A 23,387-nucleotide genomic window follows, 5' to 3' on the forward strand; every position below is an offset into this window, starting at 1 on the left:
GGCAGAGCCTCCAAATCTACGTCCCCAGGCACAGCCGGGGAACAAGAAAAAATATAAAAAATCTTCTTTAAGACTTGTTACAATACACAAAACTTCATACTTTCCCCAACTCTGGATGACCTTTTTCAACGCCTCCGAACCCCTAATCCGCTGCAAACAGGAACATCTCGACGTACAAGACCGTGAAGGCCTGTTGCAACTCCGCTGGCAAATTGGAAATATTACTCTTTTCTCAGGACTTTATACCCGCATCGACCAAACTTTTCTGCTTTGGGGTTTGGTGACAGGGGGAATTTTTTTAACGGCTCAGTTTGTCCCTATCAGTTGGAGCTTTCAGGCGATTCTGTGGTCAAGTTTGACTCTAATTGGCACTGCGGCAATGACCGTTTTGACTTTGTTTTGGGTAAGAGTCGAGCGAGTTAGCTGGATTCTTTACTCTTGGGCGATTTTGATGATAACTGGTTTGGTTCTAACGGATTGCAGTATTTTTGCCGGTTGGGGAGGTTTGTTGCTGCACCTTTGCGATTTGTGGTTGGGGTTGAGCGCGATCGGCTATTTTTGTACTGGATTGGGTTTGCGATCACGGACTTTTCTCCTGATCGGACTAACTCATTTATTTAGCATACCTCTATTAACTTTTGTTGCACCTTGGCAATATCTAACCACAGGCATAATTATGGCTGGCTGTTTGTTGTTATTGTCCGAATTGCAGTGGGATATGCGATCGCCGATCGACAATACTTTGCTAAGCGCAGAACAGAAAGAATTTAACCGAATTCAACAGCAACTGCGGCAGAGTGGCGCGATTATATCCAAATAAATCACAAATGTAAAGAATTCTGTACAATAGCTAACACTTTCCCCAAATCCAACACAATAGAAAGATGCAGCATCAATAAAAAACAAACTTTAACCAGAACAGGAGTTTTGCTGTTTGACTTGTGAATCGCCAACCTAAGGAGAACGGTGTCCGGGAGGCGACTGGCCAACAAATGCTGTACTTGCGACGATAAAAGTTAATTCGGGTTGACAGTAGTTGTGGAAATCAAAAAGTGGTGCAGGGTTTTTACCGTTTCCCCTGCTTTGCAGTCTTCTCGGAGAGGCTAAACCCTCTACCAGAACAGCCTGAGGAGATTGGCACAAAATTCGACAGTTTGTCAGGCGGATTTTTGAGTCAGCGTGTTTAATAAAATTGGGAAAATGCTCGCTTAGAGCTTTGCAGGACTTACTATTAAACAAGTCCTGCTTTATGATGGGAAATTTAAATTAGGTTTTACTCGAACGTGCGTTTTCGCAATATTTCCCTTACTTCCATTAAAATCTGGCCCAACATATTTTTGCCGCTTCCATCTTTACCGCAACCCCAATAGTAATCAATAGGGGAGTTTTCGACTATTTCCTCATCGCCAGTAGCTAATAAAATTTCTCTAATTTCGGCATGAGTTTCAAATTTGCGGAGTACGGCTTTTCGCATCATATCATCTTTGACTTGTTCCCAATCTTTACGAAGGGGACGAGAGCGATCGCGCCCCATTTTTGCGGCATCTTTCGGTGTTTTTGCTTGGCGAATTTGGTCGCAATGAGCCGTTGCGGGAAACTTTTGTGCTTGAAAATAATGCTCAGTAGTTGGCCAATATTCTCCGTCTAACTTGAATCCATGACTGGAAAAATTAGAAAAACAGCCGTATTCGCTGCCAGTGGTGTAGAAGTAGATAGCCATAAAGTCTGCGATTTCAATTTCGTTAAGAATCTTGGTCGCTCGTCAGCCTTACCTCTGTTGATTCTCCACTATCTTCAACCGCAAATCAATAGTTTCAAGATGGGAACCGATGTAAGACAGCAGGGCGTAGATAAATACGATCACCCCTACCATTTCCAAAATTTCCTCAACAGAAGCCATCAAACCGTAGATCAAGTTTCGCTGACCTACCGCATCTGCATAATAGCCACAAACCATTTCCATGCCAAGCGCTCCACCGACATATATACTGCCTGCCAGTAAAAAGAAATCCCTTGTTTTCCGGGGTAGGTGCCGGAGAAACTTGAGATAAGCCAGCGCAGTAACCACAACAAAAATCGCCCCCGGAATTACCCATATGAAGTAAAAAAGTCCCCCTAAATCCAGTACCTTTCGCAAGTCGTTAATAATTAATATTTCGTGCAAACTCAAAATTTCATCTAACGAAAAAAATACAAAGATGAACCCCAGCGCTTTCCAGTGTCCAAAATACCGATCGCCCTGCTTCTTCTTAGCACTAGCAATAATACCTAGCAAAATCGCGCAAAACAGCAAAGTAAATGAGGAGTACCACGAAGGATAATTTATTTCTCTGTCTAAGTTAAACAAACTAATCCAGCGTTGTTGATAGTTAAAACCGTAGCGCAGAACTTGTACGATGCAACCAGCAACAGCAAAGAAGAGCACCCAAATGCTGAGAGAGAAAGCAACTCTCTTCGGCGAAACAGAAATCAGGAATTTCATCAAGTTTTTGATAAACTAGAACAAGCAAAATCAAACTATAAAGTAAAAGGTTAAAAATGGCAATAGTGGCCCAATCCGCCCCCTCGGATTTTTATCTACAAAAAATCACCAATTACTGACAATGCACGTTCAAATTGAAACCTTCACTGTCCGCAAGCGGTTTGCGCTTACCATCAGTCGCGGTACCACAGCCCAAAGTACGAATTTATGGATAAAATTAGCACACGAAGGCATCGAAGGTTGGGGAGAAGCATCGCCCTTTTCCACAGGTTATCGGCCCCAAACTACCGAAATTCTGCTAGCCGCATTGCAGGAAGTTGCACCGCTGCTAGAAAAGTTTACTCCGTTCGATCGCCAAAAAATCGAACAAGTATTAACAGAGGTCAACTTACCCTCAGCCGCCCGCGCCGGCATCGACATGGCAATGCACGACTGGCTGGGTAAAAAAGCAGGCTTGCCGCTGTGGAAAATGTGGGGATTAGATCGATCGCGCATCGTCCCTACCTCAGTCACAATCGGCATTAATTCGCCCTCTGGTGCAAGAGAAAGAGTGCGCGATTGGTTTGGTACAGATGTGACAGATCCAGGAAGCATCAAATACCGCGCCGTTAAAGTTAAATTAGGAAATCCCGCAGGAATCGAAGCCGACAAAGCTATGTTAATAGGAGTGCTAGACGAAGCACCAACTAACCTTAAAATCAGTGTAGATGCTAACGGCGGTTGGAGTTTAAAAGATGCAGCAGAGATGTGTCACTGGCTGGAAAAATACCAGATAAATTATGTCGAACAGCCGCTTTCACCCCTCGCAGATACGGAGGAATTCTCAGAACTGTACCGTCAATCGCCCCTGCCAATTTTTGCTGATGAAAGTTGCTTTAATAGTTCCGATATACCCAAGTTAGCGCACTGCGTCCACGGCATCAATATCAAAATGATGAAGTCAGGCGGATTGAGCGAAGCAATGCGGATGATTCACACAGCAAAAGCCTGCAATTTGCAAGTAATGTTCGGCTGCTATTCAGATAGCGCGATCGCAAATACAGCAGCAGCACAACTTTCACCGCTAGCTGACTATTTGGATTTGGACAGTCACTTAAATTTATTAGACGATCCTTTCACCGGTGCGAGCGTCGAAAATGGGTGTTTGCTGCCAAACGGGCGATCGGGATTGGGAGTGCGGCGAGTTGAGATTGTAGAAGAGAAGTAAGTAGGTCGGCGCAAATAAACTTTACCCTGTAACAGCATATCAAGCTATCATAACCTTTGCAATTGTTTTCCTTCGGCTCGCGAAAGATACAGCTTCACTCACTGCCTCCCGGGCTGATGTATTTTCAAGTTTCATTTACTTACAATGAACCAATGACTAAAAACTATCCCATCAAAAATGGCAAAGTTGCTATCTTGTTCCACGAGGGAATTCTCGGTTCTTCCGGCAAAACAGGCTTAGCATTTTTGCGCTACAGCGAAACACAAATTGTAGCAGTAATAGACCGCCAATGTGCCGGAAAATCTTTACCTGAATTAACGGGAATTCCTCAACAAGTACCGATAGTTGCTTCCGTTGCAGAAGCACTGCAATTCGCGCCGGATATTCTGCTAATTGGTATCGCTCCTTCCGGCGGTGTTTTGCCTGCAGAATGGCTACCAGAAATTAATCAAGCGGTAGCAGCAGGTTTGTCAGTTGTCAACGGTTTGCACGCGAAACTTGCACCTTTGATAACACTTCCGTTAACCGAAAATCAATGGATTTGGGACGTGCGTCAGGAACCGAAATCTGTCGGTGCGATCGCCTCTGCCGCCGCCACTAAATTAAGCTGTCGCCGCGTGTTAACTGTCGGCACAGATATGAGCGTTGGCAAAATGTCAACCAGTTTGGAACTCAATCGCACTTGCTTGCAGCGGGGTTTGCGTTCCAAATTTTTGGCAACCGGACAAACGGGTTTAATGATCGGAAATGAAGGTATTCCTTTGGATGCCGTGCGAGTTGATTTCGCCGCTGGTGCTGTCGAACAAATGGTGATTAAATTGGGTTCTGAATGCGATATTCTGCACGTAGAAGGGCAAGGTTCGCTATTGCATCCGGGTTCGACGGCGACTCTGCCGCTGTTGCGGGGTTCGCAGCCAACTCACTTAATTTTAGCCCACAGAGCCGGACAAACTAGCATTCGCAATCACCCGCACGTATCGATTCCAAAGTTATCGAAAGTGGTCGAATTGTACGAAATGTTAGCTGCTGCTGCGGGTGCTTTTACAGGAGGAAAAGTGAGCGCGATCGCCCTCAACACTCATCACTTAAATGAAGCAGATGCGCTGTTAGCAATAGCTGAAGTTCAAGCAGAAACGGGATTGCCTTGTACCGATCCCGTAAGGTTGGGCGCGGAGGTGTTGTTGGAGGCGATCGACAGTTGATATGCTACAATAAATTACAACTAATAAATAACTACATAAAACTATGACACAAAGCATTCAAGCAAAAACACTGACTCTGCTAGATGTCGAAACAAAATTTAATTTTCAAGTTTGTGAAGACGAGCAATTCTTCCGGGAGTGGATTGACGATTTACCGGAAATTAGCGAGGACAAAAAGCGAGCGCTCGACAACGTAAAAGCAGGTTATATCAACAGTGTCAAGTACGCGATGCTGGAAGATACCGTAAAAATGGTGGTACTGGCTCCCTTGCTATTTTTAGCAGATTTCTACTTGACTCCCTTTCATATAGAGGCAGAAAAATCAGTTGAACTGACTATTGAAGATGAAGATACAATTGTCAAGGGTAGCATCGATGTCCTGCTATTGCTGAAATCTTTTTGGGTAGTTGCGATCGAAGCAAAACGCTCTCAATATTCCGTTGAAGCTGGGCTTCCTCAGTTACTATTTTATATGCTGAATGACCCCAGCCCCGAACCAGTAACATTTGGGCTTCTGACGAATGGTAGCAGCTTTCGATTTATCAAAATGACCAAACGAGACACACCGCAGTATGCCGTCTCTAAACTTTTTGATATTGCGAATCCCGGAAATGAACTTTACGAAGTTTTTCGCATTTTGAAGCGCCTAGCTGGTATAATTTCTAGTGAGAGAAGTTATCATTAAATACACCATATGGAACTAGACTCGGAAAATAACAATAAATTTACTAAAGCTAATTTTATGGAATCATAATGAATGAAAGTTTTTTTTCGTTGCCGTCTGAATGCGCCATCCGCCCAGCATCAGCTCAAGACATCAAATCAATTAGAATGTTAGTGTGGAGCGCCAAACTCGACCCAACTCAGTTGCGGTGGGAGCAATTCTGGGTCATCGAATGCGAGGGAAAATTGGCAGCTTGCGGGCAGTTGCGGAACTTTGCGGGCGCGCAAGAATTGGGCAGTTTGGTGGTGGCGAAAGATTGGCGCGATCGAGGTTTGGGAAGCTACCTCACAAAATATTTAATTCAACAAGCTACAGAACCGCTATATTTAGAATGTTTGGGAAAGCGGCTCGCATCATTTTATACTCGCTTTGGCTTCGTAGAAGTTTCCGTACAAGAATTGCCACAGTCGCTTAAATTCAAGTTCGGTTTGTCTCAATTAGCTAAAACTTTATTCAGAATTCCTGTAACAATTATGCAGTATCAAGCAAATTTTATAGAGTGAAGTCTAGGGTATATAGCGGTTCCCGCTGTAATTTAGAAGAATTACTCAATAACTGAGGAGTGCAATATGTCTGGCTTTCCCGATTATCAACAATATGATGGTTTAGGCTTGGCTGAGTTAGTACAAGCAAAGCAAGTTACTCCAGCCGAGCTATTAGAGGCAGCAATTGCCAGGATTGAAGCCTACAATCCAGTAATTAATGCTGTCATTTACAAAATGTATGAACAAGCAAGGATGTTAGTCAATCATGATCTGCCAGAGGGTTCATTCAAAGGAGTCCCTTTTCTATTAAAAGATTTGAGATCGATGTATGCGGGTGTTCCTACCAGTAGCGGCAACCGTTTACTTAGAAATATATCAGCCAACCATGATAGCGAATTGGTGAGACGTTTCAAAGCAGCAGGAGTTGTCATTTTAGGCAAGACAAATACTCCAGAATTTGGCATTACACCTTACACGGAACCTAAGACTTGGGGGGTGACTCGCAATCCTTGGGACTTGGATCGTACACCAGGAGGATCTAGTGGAGGTTCAGCCGCAGCCATAGCAGCAGGAATGGTTCCCATAGCTGGGGCGGGTGATGGCGGCGGTTCTGCCCGAATTCCCGCATCTTGCTGTGGCATTTTTGGATTAAAACCTAGTCGTGGGCGTATTCCCACAGGGCCGATTGCAGGTGAATTGTGGCGTGGATTTTCAACTGAAACGGTACTAAGTCGTTCTGTTCGTGATAGTGCAGCTATGCTAGATGCAATCAGTGGTTCTGATGTGGGAGCAACCTATTTATCTCCGCCACAGGTAAGACCCTATTTGGACGAAGTTACGACTGCACCAGGAAAACTTCGCATTGCTTTTACCACTCATCCATTTTTGGGTGATGTGGTTCATGAAGATTGCATTAATGGATTGCAAGCAACCATTAAATTACTTCAAGAACTTGGGCATGAAGTTGTTGAAGATAGACCTAAATTTGATGGAGAAGCTTTTGCCTTAAATTTTATGAGAATTGTTGTTGGGGAAACTCGTGCAGATATTGAGTGGGCGACTAAATCAACACAACGAAAAGTGACTGCTGAAGATTTTGAATTAGGGACTTATTGTTTAGGGCTGTTAGGTGAGGCTTTGAGTGCGGCTGACTATGCTAAAGCAGCTCGTCAATTACAGGTAGAGGCACGGAAGATCGGTCAATTTTTTGCACAATATGATGTTTTGCTAACTCCCACCCTTTCTCAACCTCCAATTCCTATTGGTTCACTTCAACCGTCATCAGGGAAAGAATTTTTGATGAATTTGGTTGCGAGAACAAATGCAAGCTGGTTACTGAAAGTCATGAAAACAATTGAGCCTCTCGCCAGACAAGTCTTTAACTTCACTCCCTATACAGCACCATTCAATGTAACAGGGCAGCCTGCAATGTCTGTGCCTTTGTATTGGAATGAAGCAGGTTTACCTGTTGGGATGCAGTTTGTGGGAAAATTTGGGATGGAAGCTACACTTTTTCGGTTAGCTGGTCAATTGGAGTATGCTAAACCTTGGAGCGATCGCCTACCCATCATCAAGTTAACAAATCGCTGAACCCGAACGGAATGTAAGTTGTCTGCTAATTTACCAAGGTTATCCCCGTCCGGTTAGTCATAGCAGTTAGTAGGCATCCATCTAATCGTGCGATCGCAGAACCGTCTGTGAACTCCTCAAGGGTTGCAGAACTTGAAATTTTACGTGACCGTGTTTTGTCTCAACTGAAGTCAGGCAAGCAAGCGTCTAGGTATTGAGCCAGCACCTGCACAAAACTGCTGTTAACTTCAGGCTAACTTGGTGAACGTTATTTAGGAGGTGTGGGTTCTGTGTGTACAAGGTGCAGCGATGGCTCCGCCCCGGCTTACGCCTACGCATTCTTCGGGATTTGAGGCATGGCGGCGTGTTGGGGTTTATGCCAAGTTTCCGATACTTTGCATTTATTTTAATTGTTCGGAACGTTGAGGTTGAACACTTATTTTGAGCCTGCGATCGCCTGCTTTGATTGCAGAGTTCGTAATTTCAATTGCAGCATCTGGCTGGTGTAGTGTAGATGTAACTTCGTACAAAATATTCTTGGATGTCCACTGAACGCACTCACCAACACGCAGTACCCCCGCGACCTGACCCATCAGAGCAATCTAACACTGGTGGGCGAGGAGATAGCGATCGCATTCGGAAAATATTGATGTTGCGATTTCGCCGATAAGCGCTAGATACAGCCGTTACCGCTGTAATGTGGTACAATAAATAACAATAAAATATCATTTTGTCTTCAAAGCTAATAAAAGCATATTCGCTCGATATCCGATCAAAAATAGTAACAGCACATCTGGCAGAAAAGATGTCAATAATAGTAAGCGCACACAAAACTGTTGTTGCGATCGCTTTATTTCTAGCCATTTAGGGAGCTTGCGGGTTTCCAGATTCAGAGTGCGTAAGTTCAGAGTTTACCTAGTAGTTTGGTTCCGACAAGAATTGCCGCAGTCACTTAAATTCAAGTTCGGTTTGTCTCAATTAGCTAAAACTTTCTTCAGAATTCCTGTAACAATTATGCAGTATCAAGCAGGTTGTCTATAATTATGACTTTTATGAATTTAAGATTCTGAATTTATGAATGGATTTTAAGTTCGACCTGTTCAATAATTGAATAACAGGGTGCGATCGACCTGCATAGATCAAAAACTGCTACCGCCTCCTGATATCTGCGTCTGTCTCGATGGCCTATTTTCTATGTCGAAAGAGGTAGGTACAAATCAACATCGCATAGGGAGGGCGGGTGAGAGGCGAAGTTTACTTGCTTATATCATAGATCCGCTTACGGGCCCCTAATGGCGCACAGGGTGTCAGCAACGGGGTTTTTAGGGGTTTGGTGCGTAAGTCACCGACTAGATATTTATGGATATTCCGGATTGGGCGATCGAGACGGCGTAAGTTCATGATTGACTGTTTGCGGTAGTCCACTTGGCTAAATTGGCACAGCTACCAGCCTGATAGTTAGGCAGAAACCTTTGCAAAATCGTTGTTTGCAGGTGGGAAAGTGTCCTGTGCCAGTACCAGACTCGGAAAGTGGACAGGCGATCGCACCAAAAATATTCGACTCCTGGCAAATTAGTAAATGTAAAGCAAGTGAGTCACAACCCAATCAAAAAATTCAACCCAAAAGTTAAACCCAAAAATAAAACATTTTCACAGCAGCAGTAATGCGGAATCAGACAATCTCTAATGTAGCTAACCACATCTACCCTGGAGGTAAATCCCACCAACTGCTCAACCATGAAATCCTTAATTCAATACCTCGGAATTACTGGATTTATACTCCCCCCAACCGCTTCTCCAATCCCCTCAACATTTCAAAAGTTCTTGGCTTTTTATCCTGATAAAACCACGGAAGGCAAGAACAATGAAATATCAAGGCAATCAATCAATCTCAACCGAGGAAATGCAGCCTCTCAAATTGCATAAACAGACAATTACACATCCATATATTTTAACACCGCAGGAGTAAATATCATGTTCAACGTAGTAAAAGCTTTCGGCTCGATTTTCTCTACCCAAGGATACAGCGGCGCTAACAATATGCTCATCAAAAATTACGTCAATACCAATTTTAACTATTTCAACGAAGAAGCAGTCGTCGATGAATCGATTTACCCGAATCAAACAGGTCGCGTCCGCTTCCAAGGTAGCTGGTGGCCCGCACGTTGCGATCGCCAAATCACCCTCACACCGGGAGACACCGTTTTTGTCATCGGCGTTGACAACATCACTCTGTTAGTTTCCCTCGCTCCAGCAGACTAAATCAGAGCATCAACGACCTGGTAATACATCCCAACCAGGAAATGCTACTTTTCAAAGGGCATAAATAGGCGAGTAAAAATCAATATATTTTAACACAAAAGGAGTCAGGAAAATGTTCAACGTAATAAAAGCTTTCGGTTCTATTTTTTCTACTCACACCTACAGCACAGAAAAGAATCTCTTAATGGATAACTACATCAACACCAATTTTAACTATTTCAACGAAGAAGCAGTTGTCGATGAATCGATTTACCCGAATCAAACAGGTCGCGTCCGCTTCCAAGGTAGCTGGTGGCCCGCACGTTGCGATCGCCAAATCACCCTCACACCGGGAGACACCGTTTTTGTCATCGGCGTTGACAACATCACTCTGTTAGTTTCCCTCGCTCCAGCAGACTCAATCAGATCAGGAGCGACCTGGGAATCAATCCCAACCAGGAAATGCTACTTTTCAAAGAGCATAAATAGGCGATAAAACTTCGATATATATTAACACAAAAGGAGTCAACAAAATGTTTAACGTAGTAAAAGCTTTCGGCTCTATTTTTTCTACTCACACCTACAGCACAAAAAACAATCTCTTAATGGATAACTACATCAACACCAATTTTAACTACTTCAACGAAGAAGCAGTCGTCGATGAATCGATTTACCCGAATCAAACAGGTCGCGTCCGCTTCCAAGGTAGCTGGTGGCCCGCACGGTGCGATGGCCAAATCACCCTCACACCGGGAGACACGGTTTATGTCATCGGCGTTGACAACATCACTCTGTTAGTTTCCCTCGCTCCCGCAAACTAAATCAGAACTCGATCCAAACTGTCTAACTTTTCACACCAAGATCTGATTTCGGCAGGGTTTATTTCAATAGACCCTGCCTTTAGTATGCTTAAATAAGTTGAGACACATACTAGCCATATTTAAACCAGTGAACTTTCAATCAGTCATTGCCACCTTAAACAAATTCTGGAGCGATCGAGGATGCCTGATCGCCCAATCCTACGACACAGAAAAAGGTGCAGGAACCATGAATCCCCACACCTTTCTCAGAGCAATCGGCCCCGAACCTTGGTCAGTCGCCTACATCGAACCCTGTCGCCGCCCCACCGACGGACGCTACGGCGAAAATCCCAACCGTTTCCAACATTACTATCAATATCAAGTTTTAATTAAACCCTCTCCTCCCAACATCCAAGACATCTATTTAGACTCCCTCAGAGCATTAGGAATTAGCCCAGAAGACCACGACATTCGTTTCGTAGAAGACAACTGGGAATCGCCCACCCTCGGAGCTTGGGGCGTCGGCTGGGAAGTCTGGCTCGACGGCATGGAAATCACCCAATTTACCTACTTTCAACAGTGCGGTAGCATTGACTGTCGCCCCGTCTCCATTGAAATTACCTACGGACTAGAACGCCTCGCAATGTATCTCCAAGAAGTCGATGCGATGACGAAAATTCAGTGGAAAGATGGCATCACTTACGGCGACGTTCACCTGCAAGGAGAAATAGAACAGTGTACTTATAACTTTGAAGCTTCCAATCCCGAATTGCTGTTTACTCTATTTGGATTGTACGAGCAAGAAGCGGAACAATTGACCAAAAAAGGATTGGTTTTGCCTAGTCTTGATTATGTGTTAAAATGTTCTCACACTTTTAATTTGCTCGACGCTAGAGGTGTGATTTCGGTAACGGAAAGAACCCGCTACATCACAAAAATTCGCAACTTGGCGCGGCGAGTTGCTCAGCTTTATTTAGAACAGCGCGAAAAGCTGGGTTTTCCTTTAGAAAAAGCTGTAAAAGTTTGAGTATGAGTTGGATTGTGGGGGGGGCATCTTGCCTGCCTTAAGAACGGGCAAGATGCCCGTTCCACAAAGAGTGAGTTGCATTGGGGAGTGGGCATCTTGTCTGCCTTAAGAACGGGCAAGATGCCCGTTATACGAAAGCCATATTTTTAATTAATTAAATGCCTAATTATTCGGAAAATAATACAGAAACAAATCCTCAACTGCGAATTGATAATGTTAGTTTAAAAACACCGATCGCCTCAAGTTATTTGTTGGACAATATATCGTTTCAGGTACAGAAGGGCGACCGCGTGGCAATTGTTGGCCCTTCAGGGGCGGGGAAAACAACGCTGTTGCGACTGCTAAACCGACTCAGCAGTCCCACCAGCGGCTCGATTTATCTGGAAAATACAGAATATCGCCAAATACCTGCGATCGAACTCCGCAAACAAATCACCCTCATCCTGCAAGAATCCAAGCTTTTGGGAATGTCGGTGCGAGAAGCATTGGCTTATCCTTTGAAGCTGCGGGGCGTGACTGCATCAAACATTGCAGAGAGAATTAGCGGGGCGATCGAACAACTGCACATACCCCAAGAATGGCTCAATCGCACCGAATTGCAGCTTTCCACAGGCCAAAAACAGCTCGTGGCGATCGCCCGCGGCATCATCCTGCAACCAAAAATCTTGCTTTTAGACGAGCCAACATCCGCCCTAGACGCAGGAAAAGCCGCCCACCTTTTGCAAGTATTGACACAGCTAACAAACGGCCAAACCACCATTGTAATGGTCAACCACCAATTAGAATTAGCCGAGCAATTTAGCACGCGAATTCTGCATTTACAGCGCGGAAAGCTCATCGAAGATTTGCCCTCCCATCAAATAAATTGGGTGCAACTGCGGCAAAATTTAATTCAAGCAGAAGCAGAAGCCCAACAAGAATGGTAAATAAACTAAAAAACATTTAGTTTGCATTTTGAAAACGCTTAAAATTATGGTGGGGTGGGCATCCTGCCCGCCCCAAAGATGCAGCGCACTCCCCGCCCTACAGAATCAATGAGCTCCCCCAGCACCCGCACCCGCTTTCACCTTTTTAAAACCCAAAATAGCAATCCCACTTAACAGCAAAGCAATTCCCACAAAATAAAAACAATCATTAAAAGCCATTACATAAGCTTCACGGCGGACAATATTATCAATTACCTTAATTGCCTGGTCTTTCGCCACGCTTAAATCTGCACCGCGACTCACAAAATACTGAGTCATTTGATTAATTCGCTCCTGCGTTGCCGGATTGTACAAAGAAACAGATTCCCCCAATCGATTCGAGTGAAATTGCTGGCGTTGCGTCACCAAAGTTGCTAGCGCCGCAATCCCCATCGAACCTCCCATATTTCGCATCATATTAAACAAACCAGAAGCCGAACCAGCCTCGTGTCTCTCCATACCAGCAGTGGCAATAGTTGACAGCGGCACCATAATTAAAGGCTGTCCCAATGCCCGGACTAATTGCGACCAACGCAACTGATCGATACCCGTCTCGTGAGTCATGCTGGCATTCATAAAACAACTCACTGCAAACAAACTCACACCGATGCCAATCATCAGCCGCATATCGATTCGCTGCATCAATTTCGGCACCATCGGCACGATGAACAACTGCGGCACCCCAGCCCACATAATCACCTCGCCAATTTGCATGGCATTGTACTGCTGAATCTGACCTAAATACAGGGGCAAAATGTACACCGAACCGTACAATCCCACCCCCAAGGATACATTGACAATAGTAGCTAAACCGAAATTGCGGCGAGTCAGCAAGCGCAAGTTAATAAACGGTTTTTTTCGAGTTAGTTCAATCCAGAAAAAAGCGCTGAGAAATATTGCAGCAATTATGCTTAAACGCACAATAAAATCCGAACTAAACCAGTCCTTGCGGCTTCCTTCTTCTAAGACGACTTGCAGGGAACCCAAGCCGATCGCCATCGAGATAATTCCCCACCAGTCGCCCTCTTTTAGCAGTTCGAGTTTCAGCGGTGCGGGGGCGACGGCGTACCACACAGCACTTAGCAGCAGCAGCCCTGGAATTAAATTTAAATAAAAGACATATTGCCAGCCGTAATTCTCAGTCAGCCACCCTCCCAATGTCGGCCCGATGGAGGGTGCAAAAGTAGCCGTCATTGCAAACATCGCCATACCGATAGGCTGCTTTTTGGGTGGCAAATTCGTCAGCAAAAATGTAAAAGACATCGGAATTAAAACGCCGCCTGACAATCCCTGCAAAGCCCGAAATACAATCATTGAGTTCAAATTCCACGCCCAAGCGCAGCACATGGAAAAGAAGACAAAGAAAGCGGCATTTACCAAGATGTAGCGACGGAAAGAAAACACCTGCGACAGCCAACCAGTCAGCGGAATTACTACAATTTCTGCGACTAGATACGCGGTGGAAATCCAAGAACCTTCTTCTAAGGTGGCGCCTAAAGCTGCTTGAATATCTCTGAGAGATGCGTTGGTGATTTGGATGTCCAAAACTGCCATGAAAGCGCCGAGAATTGTTCCCATGACGCCGATCCAGGTTTTTAAGGGAACGCGATCGCTCTGCTGTGGAATTGCACTGCTATTTGCCATTGGTTTAACCTCTGGTTGCGTAATTAATTTGGATTTTTTAACCGCAGAGGGCGCAGAGGGCGCAGAGAAAGAGAAGAGAGAAGTTTACAACTTGTTGAGGATTGCTAGAGATACAGCCAGATATTAGCTTTGGGAATGTTGTTTAATGTTGGCATTTGTGCTTTTACGCTAAATCGCTACTGGGGAATTAAACCCATTTTTTGATAAAGTGGCCGGACTAAGTTTTTTAAAGCTGGCAACTGTTTGGTAAAAATTATGGAGCCTAAAACACAAATTATACCTCCAATGATGACTGTATTGGGAGCGCCGATATAATTTGCCACTCCGCCGGCAACTAAATTCCCAAACGGTGTCACTCCAAAAAATGCCATCGTGTATATGCTCATCACTCTCCCGCGTTTGTCGTCTTCCACAATAGTTTGCAAAAATGTGTTTCCTCCTGCAAATTGCAAAATGAAACCAAACCCCACAAACAACATCATGATTAATGACAGCCACAAGACACGGGACACACCAAAACCTATCAGTCCACATCCCATAATTGCCGGTGAAAGCGCAATCCATTTGCCGAGCCCAACTACACTTTTGCGCGAAATCAAATAAATCGCCCCCGCGAAGGCTCCGACTCCCGAAGAGGCCATCAAAAAACCGAGGGTTTGTGCGTCGCCGTGCAGAATTTTGGTGGCAAAAATTGGGACTAATACTGTGTGTGACATTCCGGCAAAACTGACTAAGGCTAATAGCAGTAAAATTGCTCGAATCGGGGGAAACCCGAAGGCATAAACGAATCCTTCTTTTAATCTTTGTAAGGGTTTGGTATTAGTTGCGGCAATTTTACGGGCTTTGATTTGCATCGCTAATAAGCCTGCAATTACGGCGATGTAGCTGAGCCCGTCAATGAGAAAGCAATAACTTGCGCCGACTGTAGCTATCAGCAAACCTGCAATTGCTGGGCCGATTAATCTGGCTCCGTTGAACATGGAAGCGTTGAGGGCGATCGCATTTGCTAAATCTTCTTTCTTTTCTACAAGTTCCGGTACAAAAGCTTGCCGTGCCGGCGCGTCAAAGGCATTAATTGCGCCTTGAAAGAAACTCAGTACCACGATATGCCAAATGTTAACCACTCCTGTTAGCGCTAAAAATGCTAGGGCTAAGGATTGAACCATTGCTAATATTTGAGTGGCAACTATGACTCGGTGGCGGTTCCAGCGATCGATTAAAACTCCTGCAAAAGGCAGTAAAATTAATGTGGGGATTTGACTTGTAAATCCCACCACGCCGAGCATCCAAGGTGAATCACTCAAATTGTAGACAAGCCAAACAGTAGCGACTTGTGTCATCCAATTGCCAATTAGGGAGATGCCTTGTCCTGCAAAAAACAGGCGATAATTTCTCGACCGCAGCGCTGGAGGAATTTGTATTGTTTTGATTTTTGCTAGTAGATTCATGCGAGAGTACGGCTAGAGCAATCCTATTTGATTGGTAAACATTTTGTAGGGGTAGCGCCCCTGGGCTTACCCCTAATTAGCGAAGGGCAACCATCGGGGGACTGCCCCTAGACTCATTATTACGAATCATTGAGAATTGCGATATGAGCCGAAGGTTCTATTTTACAACTCCCGAAAACCAGGATTTGAGTAGTGTTAAATTTTTCGCACAATGAAAAAAGATCGCCACAGAAAAATTTAACTGTGGCGATCGCTTGGCTAACGAGAAATTACTTCCCCGAACCCTTCCCTCAATTAATGCTCAACAGCCAAGTGCCGAGGTAACGCAGCAAGGGAACGTCTCCGGGGGTGCGGATGCGGACGTTGAAATGGTACATTCCCCCCGGAGATGGGTTTCTGACGTTGGAGAGTACAACCTCAACATTGCTGCCTGCTGGAATGGGTTCTTTGGGATAAATTTCTATGAATCGATTTTCTTTGTCCCAGATTACTTCTTGCAATTCTATTGTTTTGTCTTTGACGCGCACTTTAATGTCTTTTTGGTCAAATTCGCCTTTGTAGTAGTCTGGATAGGATATGTTCAGTTGGGCGATCGCCAGACTTACTTTTTTGGAAGGAATTCGCAGCCGATATCTATCGCCACTCATCCCGGGTGTACCGTAATCCAAGCGATAGCTTAATTGGTTGGCACGATCGGGGCCGCCGAAAATCGTGAATCCTGGCATGGACTGGGCTAAACTGATGGCGGGTAATCCAGCCACCAAGCAACCTGTAACCGCTAGTGCTGAAAATAATCGTCGCATAACAACTCCTCTAATTAAACTCTTGGTGAACCTTAAATATTGCTCGCCCGAAATTTGCGCTCGTGCCTACAATATATCGAATGTCTCAGCAATTTGATGAGGGCGAGCGACCGCCGGCTGAGGTCACTTTTTTTTGCGTAATTTTTGCGTAATACTGATAACTGACATTCAAACTACAGAATTAGGCGACATAAAATTATATCATACTCGGTGGCAAACTTAACCATTTAGCGAATTTGAATGTATAAGATAAGTTAAAGATACGGGTCGAATTTGAGCGATCGGCTTTAGTATCAACGAGAGAAGTTTAGGAAAACGGCTGCTTCAATGTAAAGCAAGGCATCGGGCGATTAAAAATCGCACTTCAAGAAACCTGCGGAGGCAGGTTTTGTCTGTGTAGGCGCGGTTTCAACCGTCCTAGGAAGGCTTAAATAAGGAGAGTTCATGAAATTAGCGATCGCAAAAGAAATAGCAGCAGGAGAACGCCGGGTGGCTTTAGTACCCGACGCTGTAGCCCGATTAGTCAAACAGGGCGTGGAAGTTTGGGTTGAGGCCGGTGCGGGCGCAAAATCCTTTTTCTCGGATCTTGCTTACGAAGAAGCGGGAGCTCAGGTTGTCGCCGATACCGCTAGGCTGTGGGGCGAAGCGGATGTCGTCGTGAAAATCGGGGCCCTGCAAGAATCAGAAGTTCCTCAACTCCGGGAAGGAGGCGTTTTCATCGGATTTTTGAATCCTTTGGGAGATCCAGCTTTAGTGCAGCGTTTAGCCGATCGCAAAGTAACGGCATTCAGCATGGAAATGATCCCGCGCACCAGCCGCGCTCAAAGCATGGATGCGCTGTCATCTCAGGGCAACGTTGCCGGTTACAAAGCGGTACTGATCGCAGCTGCAGCTTTGCCAAAGTATTTTCCGATGCTGACAACGGCGGCGGGTACGATTCGCCCCGCGAAAGTATTGGTAATGGGTGTGGGCGTTGCTGGTTTACAGGCGATCGCCACGGCGCGCCGTTTGGGTGCGGTAGTCGAAGCCTTCGACATCCGCCCAGAAACAAAAGAACAAGTGCAAAGTTTGGGCGCTAAATTCCTTGATGTTGAACTCAAGGAAGAAACCGTCGCCGCCGGAGGTTACGCTAAAGAATTATCAGAAGCCGCCAAAGAATACACCCGCCAAGTGCTCACCCAACACGTCAGCGCTTCCGATGCAGTTATTACAACGGCTCAGGTTCCTGGCAGAAAAGCACCTATTTTAGTTACTAGAGAAATGGTTTCTCAAATGAAGCCCGGATCGGTAATTGTTGACCTCGCGGCCGAACAAGGCGGCAATTGCGAATGTTCTGAAGCGGGGAAAGATGTTGAATGGAACGGCGTTAATGTCATCGGCCCGATTAATGTGCCCTCGTCGATGCCTGTCCACGCTAGCGAAACTTACTCGAAGAATATCTCGGCTTTAGTTCAGTTGATGGTGAAAGATAAGGAACTCAATTTGAATTTTGAAGACGATATCATTGCTGGTGCTTGTGTTGCCCGCGACGGTGAAATTAGCAACCAGCGAGTTCGGGATGCTTTGGCAGCTCAGGCTTCAGCAGTCAGTTAGATGATTGTTTGTTTCTCTCGTTACAAGGCTCTGCCCATGGGTGACAACCTTAATGAATTTTAAACCGACGTTTCTCTTGTTTGTATCGAAGTTTAGATCCCCCCTAACCCCCCTTAATAAGGGGGGGACAAGAATTATTCTCAAATTCCTCCTTAATAAGGGCGGACAAGAATTATTCTCAAATTCCTCCTTAATAAGCGGGGGACAAGAATTATTCTCAAAGTCCCCCTTCTTAAGGGGGATTTAGGGGGAGCGAAACTTGGCTAAAAGCGACAGTTATTGTGGGTTTAAGTCTTAAGTTGTCACCAAGAGCCCGGAGGGCGGGAACGAGTTATTTCCAATTACCAATTACCAATTGTCATGGCAGAAGGATTGATTGCAGGTTTAGTGGTGTTTACTCTAGCGTCTTTTGTGGGATTTGAAGTAATTAATAAAGTCCCGCCGACGCTGCACACACCTTTGATGTCGGGATCGAATGCAATTTCTGGAATTGCGGTTTTAGGTGCAATTCTGATTTCAGGTCAAGGCAATGTGACTGTTACTTCGATTTTGGGGACGATCGCGATCGCCCTAGCCACAATTAACGTTGTCGGCGGTTTCTTAGTAACCGATCGAATGCTGCAAATGTTCAAGAAAAAAGAGGTTAAAGCGTGAGCGATTTTCTGCCCAGTGGCATTCAACTAGGTTATTTAGTTGCCGCATCTTTATTTATTATCGGTTTGAAACAGTTGGGATCTCCTGCAACTGCCCGTCAAGGGAATGTGTTAGCTGCGATCGGGATGTTAATTGCGATCGTCGGTACTTTGCTGGAAAAGCAAGTAGTCAGCTACGAATTGATTGCTGTCGGAATTATCGTCGGTTCCATTTTGGGAACGATTATGGCGAATACGGTGGCGATGACAGATATGCCGCAGATGGTGGGTTTGCTTAACGGTTTCGGGGGTGCGGCTTCTGCACTCGTTGCTGTGGGCGAATTCTGGCGCTATCTCAGCATCCCGGAATCGCCAACTCCAGACGCGACAATCACGATCCTTTTGGGTGTGCTCATTGGCGGAATTACTTTCACTGGTAGCCTTGTGGCGTTTGCGAAACTGCAAGAATTGCTACCTGGTGCGCCCATGACGTTTCCGCTGCAACAGCCGTTTAATGCCATGCTGGCGATCGCACTTTTAGCCGGCAGCGGTTATATGCTGTTTAACCCGGAGGATGTGCCGGTATTCCTGGCTTTGGTGGCGATTTCCAATATTCTGGGAATCATGTTTGTGCTACCGATTGGCGGTGGCGATATGCCCGTGGTGGTGTCGCTGCTTAACTCCTATTCGGGGATTGCGGCGAGTGTGGCTGGGTTCATTTTAATGAACAATATGCTGATTATCGCTGGTGCATTAGTTGGCGCGTCGGGGATTATTTTGACGCAAATCATGTGCAAGGCGATGAATCGATCGCTTGGTAGTGTGCTGTTTAGCGCCTTTGGTAGCGGTGGCGCTAGTGCTGGGGCTGCTGCTGGGGCTGCTGGTGCGATCGACAAAACTGTTCGCAGCATCAATCTCGAAGAAAGTGCGATGATGTTGGGTTATGCGCGATCGGTTGTAATTATTCCGGGTTACGGAATGGCTGTAGCGCAAGCACAGCACGCCGTGCGCGAGTTAGCCGACGGTTTGGAAAAAATGGGTGTTGACGTGAAATACGCGATTCACCCGGTGGCTGGGCGGATGCCGGGGCACATGAATGTGCTGTTGGCGGAAGCAAACGTGCCTTATCCGCAGTTGTACGATATGGACGATATCAATCCGCAGTTTGACGAAACTGATGTGGCTTTGGTAATCGGGGCGAATGATGTGGTGAATCCGGCGGCGCGTCACGATACGGCGAGCCCGATTTACGGGATGCCAATTTTAGAGGTTGATAAGGCTAAGCATACGATCGTGATTAAGCGCGGGATGAGTGCTGGTTTTTCTGGTGTAGACAATGAGTTGTTCTACAAGGATAAGACGATGATGTTGTTTGGTAGCGCTAAGGATGTGGTTGCCAAATTGGTTTCTGAGGTGAAGCAGTTGTAGGATTTTGCAACCGCAGATGAAGGCGGATTAACGCTGACGATCAGACCCGGTTTCTTGGAGAAACCGGGTTTTTGTTGGGTTTTTGTTTTGATATCAATATTCTTCACTCTCTGAGAGAGGGACTTCCTTGTCGTTGATTTGGTAAATCCGTGGGCTGATGCCGAGGCTTACCCAGAGGAAATTGAAGCAACTATTAAAGAAAATGAGCGTGCTTAAAACAGGGCGCGAATTTGCTATAACCAGACTTACGGACTCCGACAAAGAAACCGGGTTTTTACCGAATCAGTTTGCAGCAACAAAGTATTTTATTAAAAAATCCGGTTTCTGGGCCGCCATGCGTAAGTCCTTATAATTAAATCCCCCATTGCTCCCCTGATTAGGTAAAATTATTGGCGTGTCTGAGGATAAACTATATGCGCTTGGTTAAATATATTGCGATCGCGATCATCAATGCTTTCGGTGTCGTCATCGGTATTATTTGGGTTGCAGTCCCTGCAACAGTGGCTCAACCTTCCCTAAACTACCAACTCGCACTCTCTGCGGGACTGCAAGACGGCCGAACTCCGCAATCCCTTTCCGAACTCTACAAATTGCGCGATCGCCTGAAAGTACAATTAGATAACCTTGCCAAAACTCCCGACAGCGCCCCGTTTCCGGTAGAACTTTGGAAATCAGCAATCCACCGCCAGCAATCTCAAACTCTGACGCAGCAACTCCAAAACGTTCAGAGTCAGATTCAAATAGAAGAAACAGCCAAATATAATTGGGACGATGCTGCTAAATTAGCCGCCCAAGCAGTCTTAATTGGACGCACTTCTAATCCTTCTTCTGCTACTTGGGAAGAGTCCCAGCGGCTGTGGCAGTTGGCTATCAATACACTGCGACTCATTCCTCACGATTCTTTTTTGGCCGATCGGGCGATCGACAAAACCATCGAATACCAAGGAAACCTCAGTGTCGCTACCTATGAACTCCAAGTTGCACGTTCTGTGGAGAAAGTTAGAGCTGAGGAAGAACAGATAAGAGAGCGAGCCCGCAAAGAGCAAGAGAAAAAAGAATTTGCTCGTCGAGAAATAGAGAGAAAAGAGCAAGAGAAAAAAGACCGGGCTAGAAAAGAACTAGAAAGGCAAGAATTCCAAAGGCAAGAATTAGCCAGGAAAGAACTAGAAAGGCAAGAAGTAGCCCGTAAAGAACTAGAAAGGCAAGAGTTTGAAAAGCAAGAATTAGCCAGGAAAGAACTTGAAAGGCAAGAGTTTGAAAAGCAAGAGTTAGCCAGGAAAGAACTTGAAAGGCAAGAAGTAGCCAGGAAAGAACTGCAAAGGCAAGAGTTTGAAAAGCAAGAGTTAGCCAGGAAAGAACTTGAAAGACAAGAACTTGAAAAGCAAGAGTTAGCTAGACAAGAACTTGAAAGGCAAGAGTTAGCCAGACAAGAATTAGCCAGACAAGAACTTGAAAGACAAGAGTTAGAGAGAAATCAGCAAGCAACTTCTCAACCCACTCCTGAATCAACTGCAACACCAACTTCCGCCCCAGTTACGCCTGCTGCGTCGCCGTCGAACTTTTTCTTTGCGGGAGATACCAACAGAGATGGCCAAATTAACGAGCAAGACGAAGCCGGAAAAGAACAATGGTCTTTGTCCAAGGGCGCGTTAATTTTATTTAACGATCGCAATAGCGATCGCGGCAAGATACCGACTTGGAAACAAACCAAAGTTAGCGCTCCCCGCCGTGCAGCAATGCTTTCTCAAGTTAACTTAACACTGTCTGAAAACTTCAAAACCTCTCAGTTATTTATCACTGCTGACAGCATTGCTAGCCCTCACATCAGCGTTTTTCAGAGGACGACTGACGGCTGGAAACCTGTAGATCTATCCGGTGCTAAACCTCTAGTTTTCAGCACGAATATTGTTTTAGGTGTCGAAGCCAAACAATTTGCCGATCGCAATTGGAACGGCACTGTTAATCTCAAAGCAACTGCCCAAAACAACGGTCAAGAAATCGCCTCCACAACAATCCAAATGGGCGTTAGTCCTTGGATCATACCGCCAAATACAGCACCAGTCACCGAAGTTCAGGTCAGCGACAGAGGCTCGGTAAACAGCGAATTTATCTCGCAACTAAAACAAGCAGTAGAACCCACGGGCGCTAGAGTAAAAATTCTCCAGGGCGATCGCACTTGGATGCAAGATACCCAGAAAAACGGCTACGTTCAATTGCCCGAAAAATCGGATTTACGCCTGTTTAATGTAGCCCTAAAAAGCAATAGCGAGCAAGAGAAAAACCCGCCTGTTAAATCAACTCAAGACCGGGATTTGAAAGTATTTAAAATTGGCAATCCTCGTTCTTTAGACCCTGTAAGTCAGTGGTCTGACGGATACGGCAATTTGCAGGTGACACCGCCGATTCCCGGACACCCAATGGGTCGAGTTTATTACGGGAATTCGGGAAATGCTAGTTTTAATCCAGAGGTACTTGATTTTATTCAAGCTCAACGAATTCAAGGGCCGCCAGTGGATATTGATACTTCTTGGCTTCTGACTCGCCAAGTCGATGAAATTATCAATTTTATTCCCACTCAAACTCCCGGACAATATGTAATGGCGATCGCCAGTCCCGAAGCCGGAGTTAAGCTATTGGAAGAATTGGAGGGAAGAGGTTACGGCGATGTGACGATCAATCGCGGTTTGAGCACTCAAACAACTGTCAGCGCCGCTTTGCAAAATCGCGCTTTAATTCAACACAATCTCTATTTGCAAAATCAGAAACTTAATCCGATTATAGAGAAGTTGAAAAGAGAGTTTTTACTCGGAGACGACCAAATTATTCAAGTTCCGGTGATGTTTGGTTACAGCGGTTATGCTTGGTGGCCTAATATGGTCAATTCGGTGCCAGTTAACGGCAAGTTGTTAGTTTCAAATCCGCGCGGGCCAATGATTGACGGTGTAGATTACACTCAAGAAAGATTGCGCCAACTTCTGCTTCCTGCTGGGGTCAGCGTTAGTTTTCTGGATGACAGGTATTATCAAGAATTGAAAGGAAACGTGCAGTCGGCGACGAATACTGTGAGGAAGCCAGAAGAGCGGCCTTTTTGGCAGTCTTTGCCTAATAATTTAGCCCGGTATTAAATTGCGATCGCA

21 protein-coding genes are annotated in these 23,387 nt (G+C 45.4%); 15 read left to right on the forward strand and 6 right to left on the reverse strand.

Annotation, left to right across the window (positions count from 1 at the left end; genetic code table 11):
- Window positions 1-115: 115 nt before the first annotated feature.
- On the forward strand, window positions 116-820 hold the full coding sequence (locus QUA27_RS07315) for a hypothetical protein (RefSeq protein ID WP_333067208.1): 705 nt from the start codon (window positions 116-118) through the stop codon (window positions 818-820).
- 453 nt (window positions 821-1,273) lie between these two features.
- Here the strand turns inward: QUA27_RS07315 and ybiA are convergent, their stop codons facing one another.
- Together ybiA and QUA27_RS07325 are read right to left on the reverse strand one after the other, a co-directional pair.
- Entirely contained in the window at window positions 1,274-1,720 is a 447-nt protein-coding gene (gene ybiA / locus QUA27_RS07320; RefSeq protein WP_333067209.1) for a riboflavin biosynthesis intermediates N-glycosidase, read from the reverse strand.
- A gap of 48 nt (window positions 1,721-1,768) precedes the next feature.
- On the reverse strand, window positions 1,769-2,482 hold the full coding sequence (locus QUA27_RS07325) for a DUF8692 domain-containing protein (protein WP_333067210.1): 714 nt from the start codon (window positions 2,480-2,482) through the stop codon (window positions 1,769-1,771).
- A 121-nt stretch (window positions 2,483-2,603) separates the two neighbouring features.
- Between QUA27_RS07325 and QUA27_RS07330 the strand changes: the two genes are divergently transcribed.
- The 5 genes from QUA27_RS07330 to QUA27_RS07350 all read left to right on the forward strand — a co-directional run bounded on the left by QUA27_RS07330 (window position 2,604) and on the right by QUA27_RS07350 (window position 7,690).
- Window positions 2,604-3,689, forward strand: coding sequence for a dipeptide epimerase (locus QUA27_RS07330; protein ID WP_333067211.1), 1,086 nt, complete (start codon window positions 2,604-2,606; stop codon window positions 3,687-3,689).
- 152 nt (window positions 3,690-3,841) lie between these two features.
- On the forward strand, window positions 3,842-4,891 hold the full coding sequence (locus tag QUA27_RS07335) for an N-acetyltransferase DgcN family protein (RefSeq protein WP_333067212.1): 1,050 nt from the start codon (window positions 3,842-3,844) through the stop codon (window positions 4,889-4,891).
- A 43-nt stretch (window positions 4,892-4,934) separates the two neighbouring features.
- Window positions 4,935-5,576: a type I restriction endonuclease gene (locus QUA27_RS07340; RefSeq protein WP_333067213.1), complete on the forward strand. Its 642-nt coding sequence runs from the start codon at window positions 4,935-4,937 to the stop codon at window positions 5,574-5,576.
- A gap of 68 nt (window positions 5,577-5,644) precedes the next feature.
- Complete coding sequence (locus tag QUA27_RS07345; RefSeq protein WP_333067214.1) at window positions 5,645-6,118, forward strand: GNAT family N-acetyltransferase; 474 nt, start codon at window positions 5,645-5,647, stop codon at window positions 6,116-6,118.
- Between the two features lie 66 nt (window positions 6,119-6,184).
- Window positions 6,185-7,690: an amidase gene (locus tag QUA27_RS07350; RefSeq protein WP_333067215.1), complete on the forward strand. Its 1,506-nt coding sequence runs from the start codon at window positions 6,185-6,187 to the stop codon at window positions 7,688-7,690.
- Window positions 7,691-8,070: 380 nt separating this feature from the next.
- Here the strand turns inward: QUA27_RS07350 and QUA27_RS07355 are convergent, their stop codons facing one another.
- The gene (locus tag QUA27_RS07355) at window positions 8,071-8,262 is read right to left on the reverse strand and encodes a hypothetical protein (protein WP_333067216.1); all 192 of its coding nucleotides are present in this window, start codon (window positions 8,260-8,262) and stop codon (window positions 8,071-8,073) included.
- A 1,381-nt stretch (window positions 8,263-9,643) separates the two neighbouring features.
- Here QUA27_RS07355 and QUA27_RS07360 point away from each other — a divergent pair.
- From QUA27_RS07360 to QUA27_RS07380, 5 genes are all read left to right on the forward strand, one after another.
- Entirely contained in the window at window positions 9,644-9,931 is a 288-nt protein-coding gene (locus QUA27_RS07360; protein ID WP_333067217.1) for an NfeD family protein, read from the forward strand.
- 112 nt (window positions 9,932-10,043) lie between these two features.
- Window positions 10,044-10,406 carry an NfeD family protein gene (locus QUA27_RS07365; protein ID WP_333067218.1) on the forward strand — a complete coding sequence of 121 codons (363 nt, stop codon included), beginning with the start codon at window positions 10,044-10,046 and terminating at the stop codon, window positions 10,404-10,406.
- 37 nt (window positions 10,407-10,443) lie between these two features.
- Complete coding sequence (locus QUA27_RS07370) at window positions 10,444-10,731, forward strand: NfeD family protein (protein ID WP_333067219.1); 288 nt, start codon at window positions 10,444-10,446, stop codon at window positions 10,729-10,731.
- A 127-nt stretch (window positions 10,732-10,858) separates the two neighbouring features.
- Complete coding sequence (glyQ, locus tag QUA27_RS07375; RefSeq protein WP_190660228.1) at window positions 10,859-11,737, forward strand: glycine--tRNA ligase subunit alpha; 879 nt, start codon at window positions 10,859-10,861, stop codon at window positions 11,735-11,737.
- 158 nt (window positions 11,738-11,895) lie between these two features.
- Window positions 11,896-12,663 (forward strand): ABC transporter ATP-binding protein, encoded by a 768-nt coding sequence (locus QUA27_RS07380; protein ID WP_333067220.1) that lies wholly within the window; start codon window positions 11,896-11,898, stop codon window positions 12,661-12,663.
- 105 nt (window positions 12,664-12,768) lie between these two features.
- Here QUA27_RS07380 and QUA27_RS07385 read toward each other — a convergent pair whose 3' ends face one another.
- From QUA27_RS07385 to QUA27_RS07395, 3 genes are all read right to left on the reverse strand, one after another.
- Window positions 12,769-14,346, reverse strand: coding sequence for an MDR family MFS transporter (locus QUA27_RS07385; protein WP_333067221.1), 1,578 nt, complete (start codon window positions 14,344-14,346; stop codon window positions 12,769-12,771).
- A 176-nt stretch (window positions 14,347-14,522) separates the two neighbouring features.
- Window positions 14,523-15,794, reverse strand: a complete 1,272-nt coding sequence (locus QUA27_RS07390) for an MFS transporter (RefSeq protein WP_333067222.1) — start codon at window positions 15,792-15,794, stop codon at window positions 14,523-14,525.
- 290 nt (window positions 15,795-16,084) lie between these two features.
- Window positions 16,085-16,597 (reverse strand): DUF2808 domain-containing protein, encoded by a 513-nt coding sequence (locus QUA27_RS07395; RefSeq protein ID WP_333067223.1) that lies wholly within the window; start codon window positions 16,595-16,597, stop codon window positions 16,085-16,087.
- A 444-nt stretch (window positions 16,598-17,041) separates the two neighbouring features.
- Between QUA27_RS07395 and QUA27_RS07400 the strand changes: the two genes are divergently transcribed.
- The 4 genes from QUA27_RS07400 to QUA27_RS07415 all read left to right on the forward strand — a co-directional run bounded on the left by QUA27_RS07400 (window position 17,042) and on the right by QUA27_RS07415 (window position 23,375).
- Entirely contained in the window at window positions 17,042-18,190 is a 1,149-nt protein-coding gene (locus QUA27_RS07400; RefSeq protein WP_333067224.1) for a Re/Si-specific NAD(P)(+) transhydrogenase subunit alpha, read from the forward strand.
- A gap of 360 nt (window positions 18,191-18,550) precedes the next feature.
- On the forward strand, window positions 18,551-18,844 hold the full coding sequence (locus tag QUA27_RS07405; protein WP_006633295.1) for an NAD(P) transhydrogenase subunit alpha part 2: 294 nt from the start codon (window positions 18,551-18,553) through the stop codon (window positions 18,842-18,844).
- The gene (locus tag QUA27_RS07410; RefSeq protein WP_333067225.1) at window positions 18,841-20,250 is read left to right on the forward strand and encodes an NAD(P)(+) transhydrogenase (Re/Si-specific) subunit beta; all 1,410 of its coding nucleotides are present in this window, start codon (window positions 18,841-18,843) and stop codon (window positions 20,248-20,250) included. The genes QUA27_RS07405 and QUA27_RS07410 overlap by 4 nt, the downstream gene beginning before the upstream one ends.
- Window positions 20,251-20,663: 413 nt before the next feature.
- Window positions 20,664-23,375, forward strand: coding sequence for a protein-arginine deiminase family protein (locus QUA27_RS07415; protein WP_333067226.1), 2,712 nt, complete (start codon window positions 20,664-20,666; stop codon window positions 23,373-23,375).
- Window positions 23,376-23,387 lie beyond the last annotated feature (12 nt).

The organism is Microcoleus harperi Pol14_C6 (assembly GCF_036701295.1).
GTDB lineage: Bacteria > Cyanobacteriota > Cyanobacteriia > Cyanobacteriales > Microcoleaceae > Microcoleus.

Bases quoted from the DNA above. Each gene is read 5' to 3' on its own strand.
- QUA27_RS07315 (WP_333067208.1), top strand. From the start codon at position 116: ATGACCTTTTTCAACGCCTCCGAACCCCTAATCCGCTGCAAACAGGAA.
- ybiA (WP_333067209.1), bottom strand. From the start codon at position 1,720: ATGGCTATCTACTTCTACACCACTGGCAGCGAATACGGCTGTTTTTCT.
- QUA27_RS07325 (WP_333067210.1), bottom strand. From the start codon at position 2,482: ATGAAATTCCTGATTTCTGTTTCGCCGAAGAGAGTTGCTTTCTCTCTC.
- QUA27_RS07330 (WP_333067211.1), top strand. From the start codon at position 2,604: ATGCACGTTCAAATTGAAACCTTCACTGTCCGCAAGCGGTTTGCGCTT.
- QUA27_RS07335 (WP_333067212.1), top strand. From the start codon at position 3,842: ATGACTAAAAACTATCCCATCAAAAATGGCAAAGTTGCTATCTTGTTC.
- QUA27_RS07340 (WP_333067213.1), top strand. From the start codon at position 4,935: ATGACACAAAGCATTCAAGCAAAAACACTGACTCTGCTAGATGTCGAA.
- QUA27_RS07345 (WP_333067214.1), top strand. From the start codon at position 5,645: ATGAATGAAAGTTTTTTTTCGTTGCCGTCTGAATGCGCCATCCGCCCA.
- QUA27_RS07350 (WP_333067215.1), top strand. From the start codon at position 6,185: ATGTCTGGCTTTCCCGATTATCAACAATATGATGGTTTAGGCTTGGCT.
- QUA27_RS07355 (WP_333067216.1), bottom strand. From the start codon at position 8,262: ATGGGTCAGGTCGCGGGGGTACTGCGTGTTGGTGAGTGCGTTCAGTGG.
- QUA27_RS07360 (WP_333067217.1), top strand. From the start codon at position 9,644: ATGTTCAACGTAGTAAAAGCTTTCGGCTCGATTTTCTCTACCCAAGGA.
- QUA27_RS07365 (WP_333067218.1), top strand. From the start codon at position 10,044: ATGTTCAACGTAATAAAAGCTTTCGGTTCTATTTTTTCTACTCACACC.
- QUA27_RS07370 (WP_333067219.1), top strand. From the start codon at position 10,444: ATGTTTAACGTAGTAAAAGCTTTCGGCTCTATTTTTTCTACTCACACC.
- QUA27_RS07380 (WP_333067220.1), top strand. From the start codon at position 11,896: ATGCCTAATTATTCGGAAAATAATACAGAAACAAATCCTCAACTGCGA.
- QUA27_RS07385 (WP_333067221.1), bottom strand. From the start codon at position 14,346: ATGGCAAATAGCAGTGCAATTCCACAGCAGAGCGATCGCGTTCCCTTA.
- QUA27_RS07390 (WP_333067222.1), bottom strand. From the start codon at position 15,794: ATGAATCTACTAGCAAAAATCAAAACAATACAAATTCCTCCAGCGCTG.
- QUA27_RS07395 (WP_333067223.1), bottom strand. From the start codon at position 16,597: ATGCGACGATTATTTTCAGCACTAGCGGTTACAGGTTGCTTGGTGGCT.
- QUA27_RS07400 (WP_333067224.1), top strand. From the start codon at position 17,042: ATGAAATTAGCGATCGCAAAAGAAATAGCAGCAGGAGAACGCCGGGTG.
- QUA27_RS07405 (WP_006633295.1), top strand. From the start codon at position 18,551: ATGGCAGAAGGATTGATTGCAGGTTTAGTGGTGTTTACTCTAGCGTCT.
- QUA27_RS07415 (WP_333067226.1), top strand. From the start codon at position 20,664: ATGCGCTTGGTTAAATATATTGCGATCGCGATCATCAATGCTTTCGGT.